5 protein-coding genes are annotated in these 22,546 nt (G+C 55.7%); 1 reads left to right on the top strand and 4 read right to left on the bottom strand.

Annotated features, from left to right (window positions below; genetic code table 11):
• Position 1: 1 nt before the first annotated feature.
• The 4 genes from Q7V20_RS10615 to Q7V20_RS10600 form a co-directional block, all read right to left on the bottom strand.
• Positions 2–4,780, bottom strand: coding sequence for a type I polyketide synthase (locus tag Q7V20_RS10615; RefSeq protein WP_304790378.1), 4,779 nt, complete (start codon positions 4,778–4,780; stop codon positions 2–4).
• Positions 4,777–11,397 (bottom strand): type I polyketide synthase, encoded by a 6,621-nt coding sequence (locus Q7V20_RS10610; RefSeq protein ID WP_304790376.1) that lies wholly within the window; start codon positions 11,395–11,397, stop codon positions 4,777–4,779. Before Q7V20_RS10610 ends, Q7V20_RS10615 begins: the two co-directional genes overlap by 4 nt.
• 115 nt (positions 11,398–11,512) lie before the next feature.
• Positions 11,513–21,298, bottom strand: coding sequence for a type I polyketide synthase (locus tag Q7V20_RS10605; protein WP_304790373.1), 9,786 nt, complete (start codon positions 21,296–21,298; stop codon positions 11,513–11,515).
• Positions 21,299–21,460: 162 nt separating this feature from the next.
• Positions 21,461–21,661: an MbtH family protein gene (locus Q7V20_RS10600; protein ID WP_304790370.1), complete on the bottom strand. Its 201-nt coding sequence runs from the start codon at positions 21,659–21,661 to the stop codon at positions 21,461–21,463.
• Positions 21,662–22,175: 514 nt separating this feature from the next.
• On the opposite strand from Q7V20_RS10600, the gene Q7V20_RS10595 reads away from it, so the two are divergent.
• Positions 22,176–22,430: a transposase gene (locus Q7V20_RS10595; protein WP_370652452.1), complete on the top strand. Its 255-nt coding sequence runs from the start codon at positions 22,176–22,178 to the stop codon at positions 22,428–22,430.
• Positions 22,431–22,546 lie beyond the last annotated feature (116 nt).

Raw genomic sequence — 22,546 nt, 5'->3', positions numbered from 1 at the left:
CCTACAGCATTTTTAGTTTCTCGCTAATCAGTTTATCCAGTTCCTGCTCCGAATACTGGTGTATGGTTGTGGCATCTATAGGTATGTCAACGGCTGCGACTTCCCCTGCCTGCATCTGTTCTCCTGCAAGCTGTTGCAGCAAGAATTCCGCCACATCATGGATATTCGGACAATCAAACAATAAGGTTGCCGGTAAAGCACAGGCAAATTGCCGTTCCAGGGCCAAGCGCAATTCCACTACCGTGATGGAATCCAGGCCCATATCGAAAAACCCCTGGTAACTGTCCAGCGTTTTCTCGACGGGCATATATAAAACCTGTTTAACCCGCTGTTCTATTTGATCGCTGACGTACCGATAAGCGTCTTGCTTATCCAACCCGGCGATAGCCGGTTTAATATCGGTAGTCTGCTGGGCAGGTGCTGATACGTAAGGGTCCGGGCCACCGACTGCCGCCCAAAATGCGCACGTCGCCGCCGCCGAAAAAGTCCGCTTAAAAACCGCCCAATCCATATCTATCATGAGTTGTTGGGTACTGGAGCCTGCCATGGCGCAGGCCAGCAATTGGCTGCCCGTAGCTTTAGGCATCGCGACAATCCCGTTCGCCTGCATACGCCGTTGCGCCGCTACGCTTAGCGCGGCGACCATGCCCGCATCCGCCCACGCCCCCCAATTGATGGTCAACGCAGGCAAACCCAGATTTTTCCGGTAATGCGCCAGGCTATCCATAGCCGCATTGGCCGCCGCGTATGCGCCTTGTCCAATAGAACCGAACACCGAAGCCGCCGACGAAAACAGCACAAAAAAATCCAAATCCAGCTGGGCGGTTGCCTGATGCAATAGCCAAGCCCCCTGCGCCTTGGCCGCTAACACGGTATTGAAGGCCGCCGCATCCAGGCTTTCCAGGCGCGCATCCTGCAACACGCCCGCCGCATGTATCACGCCTTTCAGCAAGCCGCCTTGCCGGCCAATCTGGGCTATTAACCCTGCCACCGCCCCGGCATCGCTAATATCGGCTTGCACACAACGGATATCACAACCCTGTTCGCGTAATTGCCCGATAGCCTGTAACGCCGGGCCATGGGCAGGCCGCCGCGAAACCAGCCAGATCCGCCCGGCTTTATTGGCTGCCAGCCATTCGGCAACAACCAGGCCCAGCCCGCCTAAACCACCGGTCACCAGGTAATCGCCGTGCTGATGCAGCGGCGCTGTTTGCTCATAAGTTAACGGGTTTTCCACCAAACTCGCGATATAACAGCCGTCCGCGCGGACGGCCAGCTGCCCGCCTAGTGGCGCCGTCGCCAGCAGATCGGCGACAAGCCTGGTTTGCTGATGCGCGGATGCGCTGGCCATGTCCAGCAGTCCGGCAAAATACGCAGGCCATTCCAAGGCCAGCACCCGTCCCAATCCCCAAGCCGCGGCGCTTAACCATCCTGAAACACTATCGTCGCGCTTAACGGCCTGGGCATTTTCGGTGACTAGCCAGACTGGCAGTTGACAGCCTTTAGCATGCAAGACCCGGCACAAAGTCGCCACACCAGCCAAGGCATGGCTAACATCGGTCAGGCCATCGCTGATCGAAATATCGCAAAAACTGAAATGTATGCACGAATGAATACGGTTAAAGCATTCGGCGGGCATTTCGGCAAAACAGCGCAACCAGTCGGCCTCATTATCCAAGCGAAGCCGGTAGTGCTTTGGGCCTAGGTTTTCGTAGCCTGCTCCGGGGCTGATCAACACAACGGTATCATCCGTCCAATGTTGCGCGATGGCGGCGGCGCGGCCTTGCCGGTCTGCGACTACCAAGCGGCAAGCCCGGACCGGTGCTTCCGTTAACTGATAGGGCTGCCAGTCTATACGGTAACTGCACGCTTGCCGACGATGCCGCTGCAATTCGGCTTGATGCAGGGCAGTCAGGGCTTGCAATAGTTCCAGCGCCTGCTTTTGTGCACCGGCATCCGGCGGCTTATGCGCCCATAATTGTTGCAACAGAGCATCGGTGTCGCCATCCGCCAAGGCCTGCAAGACCGAGGAACTGGCCACAGGCTTATCTTTAGCCTGTTCTGCCGCATCAACCCAGTAATAATCGCGTTGCCAAGGATAAACCGGCAACTGCATCCTGTTGGCGCTACCGCCAAGGGTTTGCCAATCAAGGTCTACTCCAGCCGTATACAGCTCGGCGACGGTTTGCAGCAACTCATAGCGGCTGTCCGTTTTGCCGACCAGGCTGGGCAACCAACGTTTTGCCGCGCCCTGTCCGATGGCGTTATCAATTTGCTTACCCAGACCGGACAATACCGGCCTTGCGCCGATTTCCAGCATGATTTCCGCGCCCGTAGCCAGCAACTGCGTAATCGCCGGATAAAACAGCACGGGCTGGCGGATATGCCGCGACCAATAATCGGCGCAGGCTATGTCTTCGCCAACAACCTGACCGGTCAGTGTTGAGACCATTATCAGCTCCGGCTGCCGATAATCAATCTCCGCAGCGGCGTCGGCAAATGCCGGTAACACCGGCTCCATAGCCGGTGAATGGAAACCCTGCGCGACATTCAACGCTGTCGTAACCAGACCGGCCTGCTCCAGCATTGCGACAACTGCCGCCAAAGCAGGCTGCACGCCCGAAACAACGCAACTTTGAGGCGCGTTATGCGCCGCAATTACGACGCGCCCGGCATACTCCGCAAGCAAGTCTTGCACGCGCTCCGCACTTGCCGCGACAGCCGCCATGCCGCCGGGCAAAGCATCCGCATTGATGCAACGGCTACGCGCGCAAATCAACCGCAAGCCGTCGGCTAGTGAAAACACGCCGGCATGGCAAGCAGCGGCATATTCGCCGATGCTATGCCCCAGCACAAAATCCGCTTTGACGCCCCAACTGTCCCATAAACGCAGCAGCGCGTACTGCAAGGTGAATATTGCAGGCTGGGCGTGGGTTTTCTGCACCGTGTCGTCATGCGTATCGCATAATAAGGATTTGACCGAAACCGGCAACAGCCCTGTACTCAGGGTGTCGCACTGATCGACAGCCGCCCTGAACACGGCCTCGGTTTCATATAATCTTCGCCCCATGGCGGGGGCTTGCGAGCCTTGTCCGGTAAACAAAAACGCCAGCTTCGGTTTTTTCCACCCGGAAGCCCCGCCAAAGGCCTTAAGCTCGGCGGCATCTCGCAACTGCCGGACCAACCCGTCGCGGTCAAGCGCAAGCAACGCCACACGGCGGGCAAAATGCGCTCTACAGGTATTCGCGGTAAAACAAAAATCGGCGGTTTGGCTGTCCGTCAAGCGTTCTAAAGCTTCGGCGTATTGCAAGCATAGGGTTTGCAACGCGGCATCTGTTTTCGCCGATACCGCCAACAAATAAGGGCCGGTTGCATTAATGGCTGCGATATCCTGGCTTAGCCCGGCCTGTTCCATAATCACATGTGCATTCGTACCGCTCATGCCGAATGAACTGACGCCCGCATAACGTGGACCACCGGCTGTTTGCCAGTCGGTCAATGTCGTCGGCACTTTCAGGTTAAAGCGCTGCCAGGGGATATACGGGTTAGGCGTTTTAAAGCCGACATTGGCCGGAATCTGACCATGCTGTAAAGCCAATGCCGCTTTAATCAGGCTGGCTATCCCGGCCGCCGCCTCCAGATGGCCAACATTGGTTTTTACCGAACCGATATATAAGGGGTTATCCGGCGCGCGCCCTTCATTATAAGCCGCGCCTAGCGCTTCCGCTTCTATCGGGTCGCCCAACACGGTGCCGGTACCGTGGGCTTCGACGAACCCCACTTGCTGCGCCTGGACCCGGGCATTGCGTAAAGCCTTGGCTATCAGTTGCTGTTGCGCCAGACCGTTCGGTACGGTTAAGCCGCTACCGGGGCCGTCATGATTGACCGCAGATCCGCGTATCACCGCCACGATGTCATCGCCGTCCCGTTGCGCGTCGCCCAAACGTTTGAGCACTACCGCGCCGCAACCCTCGCCGCGCCCATAACCGTCTGCTGCGGCATCGAAGCTTTTGCTGCGACCGTCGGCAGCCAACGCGCCGACCCGCGACAAGAACAACGCGACATTCGGGGTCAGCATCAATTGCACGCCAGCGACGACCGCAGTTTTACACTCGCCGCCACGCAAGCTCTGGCAGGCCAGATGCAGCGCAACCAAGGATGAAGAACACGCCGTGTCTACAGCAAGACAAGGACCTTGCCAACCGAACACATAAGACAACCGGCCCGCTGCAAAACAAAAGCCGTTGCCGCTGCCGTCGTAGGTATTAATACGTTGGTAATCGTCGGCATATAATTGCAGCAAGCCGTAATCATTCTGGCCTATGCCTAAAAACATGCCGGTATCGCTGCCTTGCAAGGTTTCGGGCACGATATTGGCGTTTTCCAATGCTTCCCGGCATACTTCCAGCAATAAGCGTTGCTGGGGATCCATGCTCTTGGCCTCGCGCGGCGAGATGCCGAAAAAATCGGCGTCGAAATAGCCCGGATCGCCGATAAATGCGGCCTCGCGCATCGTCATTTTGCCGGGCGCACCGGGCTGGTCGCTATAAAATTGCCCAATATCCCAGCGGTGGCGCGGCACTTCGCAAATACCATCTTTGCCCTGGCTTAATAATTGCCAAAAATCTTCCGGCGAATCCACGCCGCCAGGAAATCGGCAACCTATGCCCACGATGGCAATCGGCTCGGATGCCTTGTTGTCCTGCTCGGTCAAGCGCTGTTTAAGCTTATCCAGCGTAAGATAAGCACGCTTTAATTGCTCGTTAATATTGTCTGTCACGAATCTTCCTGCGCCAATAGCCGATCAATTTCTGCCAATTGTTCATCGAGTAAACGGCTTAAACTCTGTTCTGACATGTCCTTAAATGCGGTGTTGTCTTGCTGTTCCGCACTGACCGGCGCAAGTGCCGGCAAGCCCGACAGCATCGCCAGCAAATAGGTCGTCAATGCAGACACCGACGGGTATTTGAATGTTAGCGTCGCCTCCAGCGTGCAACCCAATTCCCGCTGCAAGCGGTTACGCAGTTCCAGCGATGTCAACGAATCGATACCTAATTCAAAAAAACCGCGTTTGGGATCCACGTCAGCCGCCATGCCCAACACCGACGCGACGGTAGCGCTGATATGCCGTTGCAACAACTCCGCCTGCTGTTTGGGGTTATCCCGCAACTGTTGTACTAACGATCCGCTAGCCCCTTGTTCCGCCACGAACAGGGTTTTATCGGGCAGCTTGGTGTCGAGGACCCGTTCATAATAATGTTGCGCCAGACCGGCATCCTGCTGCATGACAAACCGGTTAAAGTCGAGAGCCATAATCGCCACCACAGGTTCGGCCGACATCATCGCCAGCGCCATCGCCGCCAGCGCGTCTTCCGGAGGCAGCGCCGCAACCCCCATTGCCCGCCATTGCCGCCGCCGCGTATCGGCCACGGCACTAGCCATGCCGGTGTCTGCCCAGACGCCCCAGTTGATGCTGATAGCCGGCAGATTTAAGTGTTGCCGATAAGCCGCCAAGGCATCGACAAAGGCGTTCGCCGCCACATAATTGGCTAATCCGGCCACCGCCAGGATAGATGCCGCCGATGAAAATAATACGAAATGGTCCAGTTCCAGCTTCAACTCCATACTGAGCCGGTGTAAATTCCATGAACCCTGCACCTTGGCCGGAAACACGGCGCTGAACACGCGCCAGTCATAATCCTGCAACAAGCTATCGGCGAATACGCCGGCCGTGTGAAACATCCCCGCTAACGGCTTGTCGTGCGCCACATGTTTTTGCACCGCCTGCTTCAGGCTAAGGTAATCGCTGACATCAACCGCCTCGACCGCTATCCTGGCGCCGTCGGTTTGCGCCTGGGACAACCATAGCCTGACATCATCTGACGGTGCGCTCCTGGCAATCAGCAGCAAATGTTTAGCGCCCTGCTCCAGCAACCATTGCACCAGTTTCAGCCCCATGCCGCCGAACGCGCCGCTCACCAGATAGACGCCGTCAGACCTGATGTTCAGCGGCTTAGCGTGGATCCGCAACGGGCTCAAGCGGGGCGCATGCCATGACTGATGGCGTAATGCGATCTGTTCTTCGTCAACGTTCCGGATACGACTTAAACGGATTAATGCCTGCTCGTCGATGCCTGTATCAGGGTCAAAATCCACTAAGCGGCTGTTAAATTGCGGGTATTCACGGGCGACCACGCGCCCCAGCCCCCATAACGCCGCCATTGCCGGATACCGCGTACCTTCGCGGCCTATGGCCTGCGAGCCTTGCGTGATGGAGACAAACGCGGTAAGTTCTGTCGCGCCTAGCGCTTGCACCAGATGCAACACAGCGGCGCAAACCGTATTGATAGACTTCTGCGCCGCGCTGCCCTCATTGTCCGCCGTCAGCTTGGCATCCAGCGCCCAGAAATTAATCACGGCGCGTTCGCTGGTATTGGCATAACCCTGCCAATGGCTAAGCACGCTGTCAAAATCCTCGGGCTGCATAGGGTTTGCCGTCAATACGCCGTTATCGGTAATGCTGTACGTGTCGCCGTGGCTAACCAGCAGATAATCGTCGCCTTGCTCGCGCAGCAACGCCGCAAACCGGTCGGCGACACCCTGCTTATCCTGCAAGATCAACCAGCAGACCGGGCTTTCCCGAAGTAGCGGACGCGTCAGCATAATACTTTGTCGGCACAAGCGTTCCGTAGCGGCCAGGTCGGGGATGATAAAGGCCGCTTCGTCGAATCCGGCCTTACGCAAGGTTTGTTGCCAAGCCGGAGCGGACAATAAAGGATAGCCCTGCTGCAACCTGTCATCGGTATACGCCCACCAGCCAGGGGTCAGGCCGAACACCAGATCCACCCATAATTGCGGCTCCAGGCCTTCCAGCAGCATTAACACGCCAGACGGCGACAACAGTTGGCGGATATGCGCCAAGCTTACCGTCAAATCGGCGGTGGCATGTATTGCATTGGCGGCAATAACCCAATCGAAATCGCCGAGACTAAAACCTTGTGTTTTCGGGTCGCGGCTAATATCCAGCGTTTGGTAGCGGACAAACGGGTATGCCGCGAAATCGGTTTCAGCCTGGGCAAAAAAAGCGGCGGAAAGGTCAGTATAAACGTACTCAACCCTGTTTGCCGTTAACAGCGGCAATAAAGCCCGGGTCGTCCCGCCTGTACCGGCGCCGATTTCCAGTATCCTGAGCCTACGGCCTTGCGGCGTGTTAGCCAGCCAGTCTGTTAAAATTTGCGCGGCGCTATCGTTAAGCGCCTTAAAACCGGCCGCCTGACGGTATAGGGTTGCTGCGGACAGTTTGCCATCGGCTGGAAACAGCAGCGTTAAAAAATCGCAGGCACCCGTCAACACAGCCGCCAAATCCTGTCCGCATTGCGTCAGCAATCGCATTTCTATCGTGGTACTGGCAGCGGATGCCATCGGCAGTGCCGGCAACGCGGCGACCACCCGCCATTGCCCTAAACCAGGCGCCAGATAACCCGCAGCACCCAATGCCGTCAAACATCGGTGCAATAATTTTTGGTAGCGGGGTAGTATGCCCAAGCGCTCACGGCATTGCCCGGTGCTGAAATGGTCATGCGGCGCATAATTCCATCCTAACGCCAACAATGCCTTAATGACGAACGTCAAGGCTTGATTTTCCAGTTCAAACAAGACATCGCCGCCGCCATCATCAACAACGCTTGCTGCTTGCCAAAAGGATTCGGGATTAACGGCAACGCGAGCCAGCCAAGCACTGGTTTTTGCAGCATCCCGGCCCATATCCGCCATGGCTTGCCACTGGGTGTGATAAAACCAGCCGTCGGCAGGCGTGACGACAGGATTGGGCGCTTTTTTCAGGCACAGGCCTTTTACTTGTGCGACGACCGCCTGCTGCGCCGTCAGTATGTCCATATCAAACAACAATAGCTCTGCCGGGTTGTCCGAACGCAAACTGGCATATACCGTTAACGGCCCGTCGCCAATCGCACGGTGGCTATAAAAGGACGCCTGACCTGTTTGCAAATAAGTCGCCGTGCAGCCTTCGGGCAGCAACGCACCGGCAACCTGAAAGCAGGCATCCAGCATCGGCGGATAAAGGCGGTAAGCCTTGGCAGCCGGTGCTAAAGCTATGGTTGCCTGCGCCGTATCCCCCTGTTTCTGTAAAGCGGTGATAAGGCGATAGGCTGGACCAAAGCTAATGCCCCGCGCCGCCATAGCCTGGTAGAAAGCGTCTATATCCAGCGCATCGCCCGACACGCCCGGCGCTGTAGCCGCAGTCGGCACAGCCGCTTGTTTGGCAACCTGCGCGGTAAAATGGCTAAGCCAGCGTGATTCCTGCCCTAGTGACCGGCTATAGACAGCACAATGGTAACCTTCACCGTCAGGTGTCAGAATCAGTTGCACGTCTGTTTCATGATCGGCATCCAAAAACAAGGGCGCCAGATAAGCCAGCCCGGTCAATTGGCAAGGCAAACCCACGGCGGCAACGACTAATTCCAGATAATACGCCGCCGGTAAAAAAATCCTGCCCTGATAACGATGGTCTTCATGAAAATCGGCATGCCGGGCGCTTAATACGGCACTGTAAATGAGCTTGCCCGCTTCAGTTGCCGGCTCTATCGGGCCGGTCAAAAAAGGATGGTTCAAACCGGCATCATGGGCATCGTTACGGCGGACTCTGGGGCTGGCTTTATACCAGTAAGTTTGTCGCGGGAAAGGATAGCCGGGCAGCGGGACGGTGGCGGCGACGAACCCTTGATAATAGGCCGCCCAATCAATTTCGACACCTCGTTGATAAAGCCCGGCCAAGGCTTCCAAAACATCCTGCCCGCTGTTGCCCGCCCCGCCCAGCGTAGGTATGGCCGTTACCGATGTGTGCCCGTATTTTTGTTCGCGGTTAACCATTTTGGCCAAGACGTCTTGCGGGCCTATTTCCAGGGCATTAGTGATGCCCAGGTCAGCCAAGCCAGCCAGCGCCTGGGTAAACAAAACCGGCTGCCGTATCTGTTCCACCCAGTAATCGGCGTTCGCCATGTCCAGGCCAGCCAAACGACCGGTTTTCGTGGATATGATGCTGATTTCTGGGTGGCGATAAACTATGCGCCGCGCCGCTTCGGCAAACTCAGCCAACACCGGCTCCATCAAACAGGAATGGAAAGCCCTGTCCACGGCCAGCGGCGCATAAGCCAGGCCCTGCTTATCCAGATAATCCCTGCAACGTTTTAATTCGTGGTGAGCGCCCGAAACCACGGTGTTCGACCAGCCATTGCAGGCGGCAATACCCAGTGTGCTGCCGGTATCCTGCAACACACGGCTGACCGTAGCCGCATCTGCCAATATCGCCATCATGCCCGCCGCTGCCGTCATTTCGCTAATCAAGCGTCCGCGCAGGCTAACCAGCTCCAGCGCATCGGCAAAATTGAACACCTTGGCGAGGCAGGCCGCCGCATATTCGCCTACGCTATGCCCGATCAGGCATTCGGCCTTGACGCCTAAAGCCTGCCAGGCTTTGGCCAGCGCATATTGCATACAAAACAACGCAGGCTGGGCATAGCGCGTGTCCGATAAGCGCAAAGCGCCCTGTGCCGTAAACAAGGTTGCCGATAACGGCACACCCAAGCGCTGCTGGAACGCGTGCTCGCAGGCTGCGAGTTCTTGGGCAAATAGCGGATGGGCATCGGCAAAATGATAGACCGCGCCATTAAATGCGCCCTGTCCGGTGAACAACAGCGCCAAACGCAAATCGGAATCGGCGGCATGGGAGACGGAATCCTGCTGTAATGACCGTTTAAGCTGTTCCAGCGATGTACAGGGGAAGGCCAAACGCTGCTGGAAATGATCCCTGCGGGCATTAACGGTATAGCAAAAATCGGCGACTTCCGTATCGGCATGCGCGTGCAGATAGTCGCTGTAAGATTGTTTTAACGCTTGCAATTCCTGCGGGTTGCGGGCGGACAACGTCAACAGCCCGCCACCACGCTGCATGGGCCGGACGCGCGGCTGCTGTGGCGGGGCTTCAGCAACCAGGACATGGGCGTTCGTCCCGCCGAAACCGAATGAACTGACGCCGGCAATGCGGGTTTCACCTTCGGGAACCGACCAGTCACGCAGCTGTTTGTTGATCTCCAGGTTCATCGCCGACCAGTCCACATGGCGGTTGGGCGTATGGTAATGCAGTTGCTTGGGAATCTTACGCTGCTGCAACATCAACACGGTTTTGATAAAGCCTGCAATACCCGCAGCCCCTTCCAGATGCGCGATATTGCTTTTGACCGAACCGATGGATAATGCCGACGAATGCCTGTGCCTGCCATAGGCATCCTGCAAGGCTTCAATTTCAATCGGGTCGCCTAGGCGGGTGCCGGTGCCGTGCGCTTCCACATAACTGACTTGTCCGGCATTTAAACCGGCGGACTGCAAGGCTTGATGAATCACTGCGCGTTGTGCCGGGCCGTTCGGTGCGGTTAAGCCGCTGCTGCGACCGTCCTGATTGACGGCGGAACCCTTGATCACAGCCAGGATATTGTCGCCGTCCCGCAGCGCATCGGCCAGACGTTTCAATACGACCACACCGCAACCTTCGCCGCGCACATAGCCATTGGCGGCATCGTCGAAGGTTTTACAACAACCGTCCGGCGATAACATGCCGGCCCTGGAAAAATTGATGCTGGTTTCCGGCGACAACAAGGCATTGACGCCGCTAGCCAGCGCCAGTCCGCATTCGCCCTCGCGCAAACTCCGGCAAGCCAGATGCAAGGCCACCAGCGAAGAGGAGCACGCCGTATCGACGGCGACAGCCGGCCCTTTAGTCCCAAAAAAGAAGGCCAGACGCCCGACAGCGGTGCTGTGTGCCGTGCCGGAAGCCATGTAGCTGTCTATGCTTTCTAAAGCACGGCTGGCCAGTAAATGATAATAATCGTTGCCGCATAGCCCTGCGAACAAGCCCGTTGAACTGTCCATCAATGCCGCCGCCGGAATGCCGGCCTGTTCCAAGGCGCGCCAATGGGTTTCCAGCAATAGCCGCTGTTGCGGGTCCATGCTGTCCGCTTCACGCGGCGAAATAAAAAAGAAATCGGCGGCAAACTGGTCTATGTCATCCAAAAAACCGCCGCGCATGCTCAGCATTTTACCGTCTGCATCGGGATCCGGACTATACAGTTGGGCGCGGTTGAAGCGCTGCTCGGACGCTTCGCGCACCGCATCGCCGCCGCTAGCCAGCAACTGCCAGAAGGCTTCCAGGCTGGGAGGCGTGTGTGGATTTTGTTGCGGAAATGAGCAGGCCATACCGATTACGGCAATCGGTTCGGCTACCGGTTGTTGCTCCAGCTCGGCAATACGCGCTTTGAGTTTACGGATTTCCTTCAGCGAATTTTTAACCAAGCTCTGATAATCGATGGCATCATTGCTAGACATAGCCAGTTAATCTCTTAAAAGTATTTTATAGTTCCCACGCTCCACGCGGGAATTCATCCAACAACGTTCGTTTTTATACACAAGTGGCAGGATACGCATCGCATATGTTCCGGGCTCAGGCCTCCAATTCCTTAGCCAATAATAACGCGGCCTGCTCAATAGACAGATCATCCAGTTCTTCCGGATCCGGCGGGATAATCTCAGGTTCAAGATCCACATCGTTAGCCAGCAACGATAACAGATATTCGCTCAAAGCCGTCAGGTTTGGGTAATCAAAAATAGCAGCCGTTGATATCGACAACCCCAAGCCTCGGTTCAGACGATTTTTAAACTCCACCGATGTCAACGAATCCAGGCCTAATTCAAAAAAACCGGACTTGCGCTGGGCCAGCCGATTCAATTGATTGACTTCCATGCCGAGCACGGTCGCCAACTCGCTGACAACAAGGCCTTTAATCTGGCCTGCCCGCTCAGGCGCACCGGCTTGCAACAGGGCTGGCCCCTGTTCCCAGGGTATCGCTGGAGCCGCCATGCCCTCACCTGAACGTGCATGTGCGTGGTCGGCCAACCGTTCAAAAAATGCCGGCATGCCCGCATCCTGCAAAAACACGTCCCAGTTTATCGGCGTCACCCCCAGCTGGGCATCGTTACGCGCCAACGCCTGCGCCAAGACCAGGGCACCGGTTTCAGGCGTGATGGCGGCCATGCCTTTGCGAATTTTATCGCTAAGCTGACGCGCCGCAGCCGACCCTATGTCTGACCAGCCACACCAATTGATACTTTGCGCCGGTAAACCCTGCCCTCTGCGGTAATGCGCGAACGCATCCAGAAACGCATTGGCGGCGGCATGGTTGGCTTGGCCGGCGCTGCCCAACAGTGCCGCCACCGACGAGTACAGCACAAAGAAATCCAGCCGGTCGCCCAGGCTTAATTGGTGCAACCGCCAGGCACCGGCCAGTTTCGGCATCAGCACGGGTTCGAAACGTTCCCAGGACTGCTGCATGAATGCGCTGTCATCAAGCACGCCCACCGAATGAATGATGCCTTTCAGCGGGTAAGGCGATAGCCGGATACGTTCAAATAGCGCTTGCATGGCGTCGGCATCGTTGACATCCGCGACCACGATTTGCACATCCTTCGTCAACGCCTTGAGCGCATCCAGCTCGGTTTGGTACTCAGCCGCCAGGGCCGATCTGCCGAGTAATATGATATGTTGCGCCCCTTGCTCGACCAACCAGCGTGCCGTGAATAAACCCAGGCCTTTCAGCCCTCCCGTAATCAAATAGCTGGCGTCGGCATGGCAAACAGCGTTATCGCGCTGCCCCAGGTTGTTTTGCAGGATGATTTTTCCGGTATGCTTGGCTTGCTGCATGAAGCGAAAAGCCGCCTTCATTTGCGTCCAACCATAGCACGTCTGCGGTAATGCAGCCAACTGCCCGCCGGCGATACGCGCCAGGATCGAGTTTAACAGGCTGTGGATTTTATCGGGCCGGGTCTGCGACAGCTCACGTATGTCGACCGGCTTATATTGGATACCCGGAGCCAGTTTTGCCGCCTGTTCTGTCGTCAACAGCCCGCGCTTGCCTATTTCGATAAAACAGCCGCCCGGCTTGAGCAAGGATAATCCGGCGGCAATAAAATCGCCCGTCAGACTATTAAATACGATATCGACACCTTGCCCACCAGTAAGCTTGTTAACGTCACCGACAAAAGCCAAGTCGCGCGAATCCATGATGGCTTTAACGCCTGTGCCCTGTAACAGCGGCCATTTTGCCTTGCTGGCTGTCGCATAGACGTCAGCACCGGCCGCCAGCGCTATTTGTACCGCCGCCATACCGGTGCCGCCTGTCGCGGCATGAATCAGCACGCGCTGTCCTGTACGGATGCCGGCAATGTCTTCCAAAGCATATGCCGCCGTTAAAAAGGCGACCGGCACTGTTACGGCGGCGTCAGCCGACAATGCTTGCGGCAATGGCGCCGCCAAGCGGGCATCCACCGCGACAAAATTCGCCAGCGCCCCTTCCGCGAGCGCCAATACCGGCTGCCCAACGCTAAACTGCCCCACACCTGCACCGACGTTAACCACGGTACCGACGCACTCCATGCCAAAACCGGCACGCCCGAACGGCAGCAGGCCCAACACATCCATGACATCGATAAAATTCAGCCCCGCGTATTGCACGCGAATTTCTATCTGCCCTGGCGCAACCGGCTGGCGCGGTATTTCGCTGATCTGTAAAGCGTCCACTGAACCTTTATCGGTTGCCGACCAGACACGGTTCATATCGTCTGACGGGCGTGCTGCCAGCCTGTCATAACGGGCGACAAAGCGCTGACCGTTCCGAAACACCAATTGCGGCTCGTCATCCTGCTGTTGCAAAGACCGGACAAACGCCGCAAGACTGGCTTCATCGCGATCCAGATCGACAACCGCCGCATTTAATTCGGGATGTTCCAAGCCAACGACTTTATTCATACCCCACAACACCGCCGCTTCAGGAGCCTGCACGCGATCATCGCTACGGACAGCTTGGGTGCCTTGCGTGACATGGAACACTTTCAGTTTGCGCCGTCCACTGGCTAGCAGCGCCTGCATCAGATAAAGCCCATGGCAACACAAAAAACGCGTCCGTTCGACCAGCTGCACAGTTGACATACCGGGCAATTCGGGCAAAGACAAAGGCCAGCAATTGACGACCGTTATGCCAGATATGTCTTTACCCATGCTTTCCAATAAACGGCGGTAATCATCGGCGTTATCAGGGTTGAGCTGATAGCGCCGTGCATCCAGTTGCTGAAATTGCGGTCCGGCAATAACCACTAGGCACTGGCTGCCATCCGCCGCCAACGCTTTAATAATGCTGTCGGCAATACCGCGGCCGTCATCCATGACCAGCCAGATTTTCGGCGTTTGCGGGGCGGCAACACCGGCAATCATCAAGGCCTGCTTGAATGGCGCATCCTGATGCCCCAGCACCAAACACTGCGCGTCCAGACCCTGTGCCGCCAAGCCTTGCCGCCATTGCGTCGCCGTCAACAGCGGGTAGTCTTGCCGCAAGCCGTCATCGTATGCCCACCAACCTTCCGTCAGACCGAAGATCGTATCTATCCACGGCGTGGCCTGTACGCCTTCCATCAACACCAGCTTGCCGCCCGGAGCCAATAGCTCCCGGCAATGCTGCAATGCCCGGCTAAGGTCGGGTATCGCATGCAAGACGTTCGAGGCGATAATAATGTCATAGCTATGTGCTGCATAGCCTTGTGCTAGCGTTGGCTGTCCAATGTCCAACAGGCGGTAGTCGATAAAACCATAACCGCCAAAGCTAAGCTTTGCCTGTCCGAGGAAGTAACTGGACACATCGGTGAACGTGTAGCGGCAGGGTTTATTGACCAGCCTGGGCAGCACGACGCTGCTGGCCGAACCGGTACCGGCCCCTATTTCGAGTATGCGACAAGTCTGATGTGCCGGATACGCGTCCCGCAATAAGGCCAACGCATCGCCCAGCGCAACATTTAATGCGGCAAACGACAAGGCATGCCGATAAAAATACGTGGTTGCCTCCGGATTATCCGCCGGAAAAATCAGGCTTAACGGCGCAATATCGCCGCGCCAGATCTCGGCAAGCTTAGCGCCGCAGCGTTGCAATAAGTCTGTTTCAGATTTTAACGCGGGATAATCCTGCCGCAATTGCGCCAGCAAGCTGCCGGCCTGACAAGCTGACGCTAGGGCGCCGATGGCAACACCGACCGCGTTTGTTCGTGCCAGCCCTGCTTCCGCCAATAAGGCCACGATACGCTGCATCAGCCTCCCAAAACGGGTATCAATACCCAGCTGGGCCATCAAGTCTTGGACGCTGGCAAAAATCTGTTGTTCACGGCAGCCCAAGGTGTGCAAGCCCTGACATAGGTAAGCGATAGCCAGTTGGTCCAATCGCCCGGCAGAGCCCTGTATGGCTTGAAACGCCAGCGTTTCATCCAGGCTTTCCCGCAATAATGCCAACAACTGCTCGCCGGAATAGGGCAGCGCCTGAGCCTGCCATGCCACCTGATATAACAACTGGTCTACGCTTAACCGGGTGGTTTCCGCTTTTTTGGCCAAACGTTTAAATAATAAGCCTTCGATACAGCCTATGGCTTGAAGCTGTGCGTCATAAAGGGCCAAGTCGACGATAAAGGTATCGCGGTGCTGCTCCCATAACGTCGCATGGCCCCATAAGCTGCCGTCGGCGCGGCCCCATAAGGCGACACGGGTGGCTGTGAACGGGACATAACAATCGTCGGCCGCATCGGGAATAAACGCCAACGCTGTTTGCAACACGCCATCCAGCAATACCGGATGCAATCGGTAACGCGGGTCGCGGTCGGTATGCCGAGCCAGCGCTACCGCCTCATGGCCATCACGATGCAGACTGTCCAGACTGAGGAAGTCGCGGTCAAACTGGTAGCCACGCACGGCATTGCGTTGATAAAAATCGCCGATATGGACGGGATTTAGTCGTCCGCATAAGTCCGGTAACGCCAGTTGCCCCGACTGTTGTGCCAAAGGCCGCACGACACAACTAAAATGTTGCTGCCAGTTTTCGCCGCTTAAACTGTGTATCCCTATGGCCTGATCCTGTAACACGGTGTGCAACAATACGGGGCAGGCATCCAACTGGCAGGCCTTGCTAACCATTACTTCGGCCAATTCACTGTGTTGTCCGGCTGCGGCCAGCGCCATTTCGACAAATCCGGACAACGGGAACAGCACGCCGCCATTGACGACATGCCCCGCTAACCAGGCCGGTGCGTCTTGGCGGATAGTCTGTTGGTATTGTTCTACCATCGGCGACGGAATGTGCGATCCCAGCAGCGGATGTAGGTCACCGATAGTTTGCCTATGCGCTTTGTTGGCATACACCTCATCCAGCCAATAGCGTTGGCGTTGAAAAGGATAAGTCGGCAGCATGACTTTATTGAACGGCTGTTGTCCGTAAACGTCTTGCCAGTTGATTGAAATGCCCGCGCAATAAAGCTGGGCAAGATTATCCGCTATGCGCTGGTTATCGTTAATGCCGCGATCTATCGCCGGTAACCATAGGGTATCTGTCTCTTGCCCTGACAACCGCGCCAGATTGTTCAAAACCGTCCTGGGCCCTATTTCCAATATAACCGTGTTTGCGACCGGCACTGAAAACAGCGTGCCCACCGCTGCGGTAAAGTCTACCGGCCGGACAATTTGCTCCAGCCAATAATCGACCCCGGACATCTCATCATCAACCCAGCGCCCGGTCAATGTTGAAATAATGCGGATAGCGGGCTTGTTAAAAACGCATTCTTGCAGACTTTGCCTGAAATCCGCCAACATCGCCGTCATTAACGGCGAATGGAACGCGTGCGACACGTTTAAGGCACTGACGCTAAGCCCTTCCGCCGCCAACGCGTCCAACGCCGCATCGACGTCTATTGCCAAGCCTGAAATGACATGGCGTTCCGGCGCATTAAAACAGGCGACAACCACGCCCGGATGCCTGCTTAACACCGCCGCCAATTGCCGGGCGTTGCCATTGACCGCCGCCATTTTGCCGTCAGCCGCCAACGCCTGCATCAGTTGTCCGCGCATTGCCACCAGCTTGACGGCCTGTTCCAGGTTAAAAATACCGGCAAGGCAAGCGGCGGCGTATTCGCCTATGCTATGGCCCACCAATACGTCGGGATTAACCCCCCAGGCCTGCCACAGTTTGGCGAGCGCGTATTCCAGTGTAAACAATGCGGCTTGCGTCAAACCGGTTTGCGCCAACGCCGCATCGCTGCATTGGCCGTCAAACAGCGCTTCCGTTACCGAAAGACCCAGGTGTGGTGCAAACAATGACGAACACTCATCAAACACCTGCCTGAAATACGCATGGTTACGGTACAGCTCACGCCCCATCGCCAGATATTGGGCGCCCTGGCCGGTAAACAAGAACACGGTGCGGCCTACAGGCGTTATCGGATGCAGATCTTCCCGCTGTTGTAAATAATCGTCCAACTGCCGGACTATTGCAGCCGTATCAACGCCTGCAAAGGCCAAACGGTAGCTAAAATGCTTGCGTCCTAAGGCCGCGCTGGCGGCCATATCCCATAAAGCCTGGTTTGGCCCGGTTTGTATATGGTTGTTATAACGGGCGACTAATGCCGTCAAAGCTGCCGCGCTGTCCGCCGACAACGTCAAGACGCAAGGCTGGGCTGGCGTTTGCCGATGCCACAGTGGCGGAGCTTCTGCGACTATCATGTGGGCATTGGTGCCGCTAAAACCAAAAGCGCTGATAGCGGCGATACGCGGCATGTCCGCATCCGTCTGCCAAACCATGCCCATCGTGGGGATAAGCGCCGGAATTTTTGCCAGCGGAAGGCGTGGGTTCAGTTGCTTGGCATGCAGATGCGGCGGGATGTACCGGTGTTGTAGCGCCAGCGTCAACTTGATGAGTCCGGCGATACCGGCTGCCGATTCGGTATGGCCGATAGCGGTCTTTACCGAACTGACCACTAAGGGATTGGATTGCTTGCGGCCAGCACCATAAACTTCGGCCACCGCTTCAATCTCAACCGGATCGCCCAACGGCGTCCCGGTGCCATGAGCTTCCAATACTGAAACATCGGCGGCGTTGACTTGGGCGAGCGTTAACGCCCGCCTCATCACGGCCTGCTGGGCCAGACCGTTCGGCGCGGTGATGCCGTTGCTCGCGCCATCCTGGTTAACCGCCCCGCCTTTAATGACCGCCAGTATCGGGTCGCTATCCTTTAACGCCTGTTGCAACGGTTTTAACACCACCAGACCGCAACCTTCGCTACGCACATAACCATCCGCATCGGCGGCAAAAGTTTTGCAATGCCCGTCTTCGGCTAACATGCCGCTTTTGGAAAACGCAGCACTTAAATCAGGCGTTAATATTAAGTTAACGCCGCCCGCCAGCGCGATGTTGCTATCCCCACGCAACAGGCTTTCACAAGCCAGTTGCACGGCGACCAGCGAAGACGAACAGGCTGTGTCAATACTGATCGCAGGGCCGTCGAATCCGAAGAAATAAGCCAAGCGCCCGGCTGCCATAGCCGCTGAATTACCGATGGCATGATAAACATCAAAATCTTTGTCGGGGTTAAGCGTTGCGGCAAGCAGTTCATAATCATGGGCAAACAAGCCGACAAAGACACCGGTATGCGGTTGCTGCCCAGGATTTAATCCGGCCCGTTCCAACGCTTCCCAGGCCGTTTCCAGTAACAAGCGATGTTGCGGGTCTATTAACCGGGCCTCACGCGGGGAGAGTTTAAAAAAATCGGCATCGAACTGTTCCACGCCGCTTACATAGCCCCCGAAACCCTGGCCGGCATATTCGGCACAAGCTTGTAATCCACAACGTTCCGCCGGTATCGCTGTAATACTGTCCACACCTGACACCAATACCTCCCAAAAGCGTTCAGGCGTGTCTATGCCTCCGGGCAGCCGACAAGCGACGCCGATAATGGCAATATCCGACAGGCTATCGTTTGGCGGCGTGCCCGCCTCGGCAGTAGTTGGCTGCGGGCCTGTCGCGGCAAGCTGCGAGGGCTGCTGTCCGGTTGCCGGAATGGCTTTGCCAGCGTTAGCAAAATAAGCGCTGATCGCTTCGGCATTGCCATAAGAGAAAAAAAACATCGGCTCCAGGTTTACCCCTAAGCGGCGGTTCAATTGGCTACGCAGCTCCAGTAAGTCTAAAGAATCCAAACCCAATTCCATCAATGCCCGGTTTCCGACAAAGCGTTGTTTTCTGCGCGGGCCTAAAACCGTCATTATCGCGTCGTCAATGATGTTCCGTAGCGCTACCGGATCGGCCACAGGCTGCTCTAGGTCCAGTGTATGCGATCCGCCTTGCTGCGCCGCCAAGGTGTAACGTATCAACACGCCATAACCCAGATTATCGACATCGGCCGACCAATAATTGGCCAAGGGCTTGACCACTTCGGCACCGTGGTGCACATGAAAATGCAGCACGGTATCCCACTGCCCGGTAGTGCGACATTGTTGCAGATATTGCGCCATGTCGAGGCTAGGATGATCCACAAAGTGCTTGCAACGGCTGACACCGACCACTTTCCGGGTATGGCCGTCCAGCGAGAGGTTATAAAGCAAAAAATCCAGTATTTGGTCGCCCAAACCCAGATGCTGGAAGCTCGGATTTATGTTGAAACCCAGCAACTGCAAGATGGCGCCGTCATTGTCATGCAATGCCGGTAGGCGATAAAAATCGGTATCATCCAGTTCGGCTTCATCGCGGATACGTTGCGTATAGACCGCGCCGATAATCTCGCCCTGTTGTTCTATGACCCATTGCCCTTGCGGATAGCGTTCCAGACGGGCTTGCAATACCGCAGCACCCGCGATCAAAGACGCGGGCCAACAAGCTGCATCCAACGCCACTAAGGACGGCAAATCCTCGATGAACGCCGGTCGCAAACAATAAGGCCGCTTTTCAAACCAGTTTATCGTGATACGGCAAAAGGCTAATGTAGCCGGGTAATGCCTCGCGAATTCCAGGCGCGGAAACAAGCCGTTTTCAGCGGCGGCGTACATAAACTCATCGGCATCTGCCAATAATTGGCCGGAAAAAGCATGGTAGGCATCAAAATGCAGATTCTCAGACTGGTCCAAATAACGGGAAACCACATGCGGCGCCATGCTATGCACTTCCAGCAACATCGCCCCGCTATTGCCGAAAATGCTCGCCCAGCGCCCCAGATGTTCAACCAAGCTTTGATAAGCCTCGTTCGCGGGGATCAATTGGCCGTTGCCATCGACATAAACCCCATGCTCCCTACCCGCCCCACGCTGCTTAAGCCGAGCCAACTGCTTGGGCGGGATAAATGGCCGATCATGATCCAGAAAGGAACGCACGTGCAGAATTTTATCGGCATCATGGATGCCTGCCGCCGCCAAATCGGCCAAAAACCGGACAGGATCACCGATATCCGCCGCTATCGTGACAAACGGGATTTCAGCTTCAGTCAGGGTGCGACGGGTCGCCTCTAAGGCTTTACCATTAAAGTCAGCGCCGACCAGTGTGAGCGGATAGCGATCCAGCGCCTTGCCCCGCAAGGTATGGGCGACAATATGCTGATAAATGCGCTTTAGTAACGTGCCGTCGCCACAGCCCATATCGGCAATAAAATCGGGCTGGGTTGCCAATGGCAGGCGATTAAAAATATCGGCGATAATGTCCTGGCAGTCATTGAAATAACGCTCATGCTGAAAACCGCTGGCTTGGACATTCAGCAAACGATCCAGATGATGTTCATGCCCTTCTTCGTCACGGGTAAAAACCGTTGCGCCATCGCCAAAAATCAGTTCGTGCATGCCCAGAAACATGGGCCGATAAGAGTAGACTGTGGCGGCGATAAAAATCCGCTCTAACAAATGCTCACCCGCCGGCGTGAACACCGGTTGCCCGGCCTGATAAGCCACCCAGGCTTTCGCCGCAAAAAGACTGGCCAGGTTTTTGGTATCGGGTAAAAAACTGAAGGTTTCGGCAAAACTGCGCGCCCCGGATGCCTGCGTCTTGGCATGGCATAATAACGGCAACAGCAACAAACCATCCAGATAATCAGCCAGCATGCTGTCATCCACCGACCAGTGCAGCGCTGATTGCGCCAGCCAATAATCCAGGGATTGTTGTGTCTGCGGGGTTTCCAGACAATCAGGAAATGTCAGCGTCAATAACTGCCCGATATTTTCAGGTGTCTTCGCCACCCAAGCAAAGCGCTGCCCCGGTCTATAAGCGCCCTCGAAATCCAGGATATTTAATGAGACCAGCAGCCTTAACGCCACCTTTAACTGGCCGGATGCCTGGTGTATCCTCATTAATGAATCAAAATCAATAGGATATTGATTTTTTAGGGTATCGAACACGCCTTGTCCACGCAAGACATGTATGATAGGGAAAGTGACAAAGCCATGACTGTAACGGTTGATAAGATCTAACATATCAGCTTATTCTTTCACCAAAGCAACTTGGACTGTATTAGTATCGAAGCATGACATCAATCCTAGACTGATGCGAATAGCTCCCCGTCATTTATCCATCAACTGCCTCAGGCTTAACGGTCGCATATCAGTCCATACGGTTTCAATATGATCCAGGCACGCCTGCTTACTCCCTTGCATCCCCTCTTCCTTCCATCCTAATGGAAGCTCACGGTCCTGGGGCCATATTGAATACTGCTCTTCGTGATTAACCACAACCTTAAAAATTAAATCTTCATTATCAAACATTTAAAATCAACCCCATGATGAATAGCATGTTTTGCGACGAATGATAAACTTTAGTCCGTTAATAATAGCATAGGCGACTGCGAATGTATCCAAAACTCAGATGACTTTCCAGGGTGCTACCCAAATATTTTAAAGCACGGTGATGCTCCAAACGAGCATTTTAACTGCCGTTTTTCTAGGAGATTTCCATGAGTATTTCCCGAGACTCTCAAGCCGAACCGCCACTCCAAGACGTCAAATACCAGCAACTGCTAGGTTCGCTGCTAACGGACTTGAATCAATCTGGTACCGAACGCGACAGGACAGAGCATCGTAAATTGTTTTATGACCAGCCACGTAGAGTAGGGAGGCGGTTTTGCCCACCGTTTACATGAAGGGTTTGTTTCGCGTGGGCACGAACAGCAGGTGTCCGACATACCCGGCTATGCCGGGTTTACGACCTTAAAATTTTCCAGGCTAGTATAAAAAATAAAGGCTCTATATGGGTTCCTGGGTCTTTTGATAAAATGTGCGGATGGAAACCTCAATCATAACTATCAAACAACTGGTCAGTGAAGCCCAATGTTATGCCACCATCCGGCAGTTGCGTTGGGCTGATGGTGTCACCTGCCCGCATTGCGGCAGCGGCAGCACGATCCGGCGTGGCTACGACAGCCCGCAACGCGTTTGCCAACGCTACCAATGCAAGACCTGTGACAAACGTTTCGATGACCTGACCGGGACGGTCTTGTCGGGGCATCACCAGTCGCTGTCGATTTGGGTGCTGTGATGAATAACCGGGGTCAGGTACAAATTAAATATTGTGCTATATTTATAAACACCTTCTGACCAATATACAAAATAGATAATGGCCCGCCTTCCAAGAATATCGCCAATCGGAGTGCC

It is taken from the genome of Aquabacterium sp., from assembly GCF_030652515.1.
Taxonomy (GTDB): Bacteria; Pseudomonadota; Gammaproteobacteria; order Burkholderiales; family Burkholderiaceae_C; genus Aquabacterium.
Note: the sequence above shows the minus strand (reverse complement) of the source record. Positions and strands in the feature narration are given on the sequence as shown.

What these genes read in the sequence shown, in the direction of transcription:
- Q7V20_RS10610 (WP_304790376.1), bottom strand. Translation starts at nt 11,397, where the DNA reads ATGTCTAGCAATGATGCCATCGATTATCAGAGCTTGGTTAAAAATTCG.
- Q7V20_RS10600 (WP_304790370.1), bottom strand. Translation starts at nt 21,661, where the DNA reads ATGTTTGATAATGAAGATTTAATTTTTAAGGTTGTGGTTAATCACGAA.
- Q7V20_RS10595 (WP_370652452.1), top strand. Translation starts at nt 22,176, where the DNA reads ATGGAAACCTCAATCATAACTATCAAACAACTGGTCAGTGAAGCCCAA.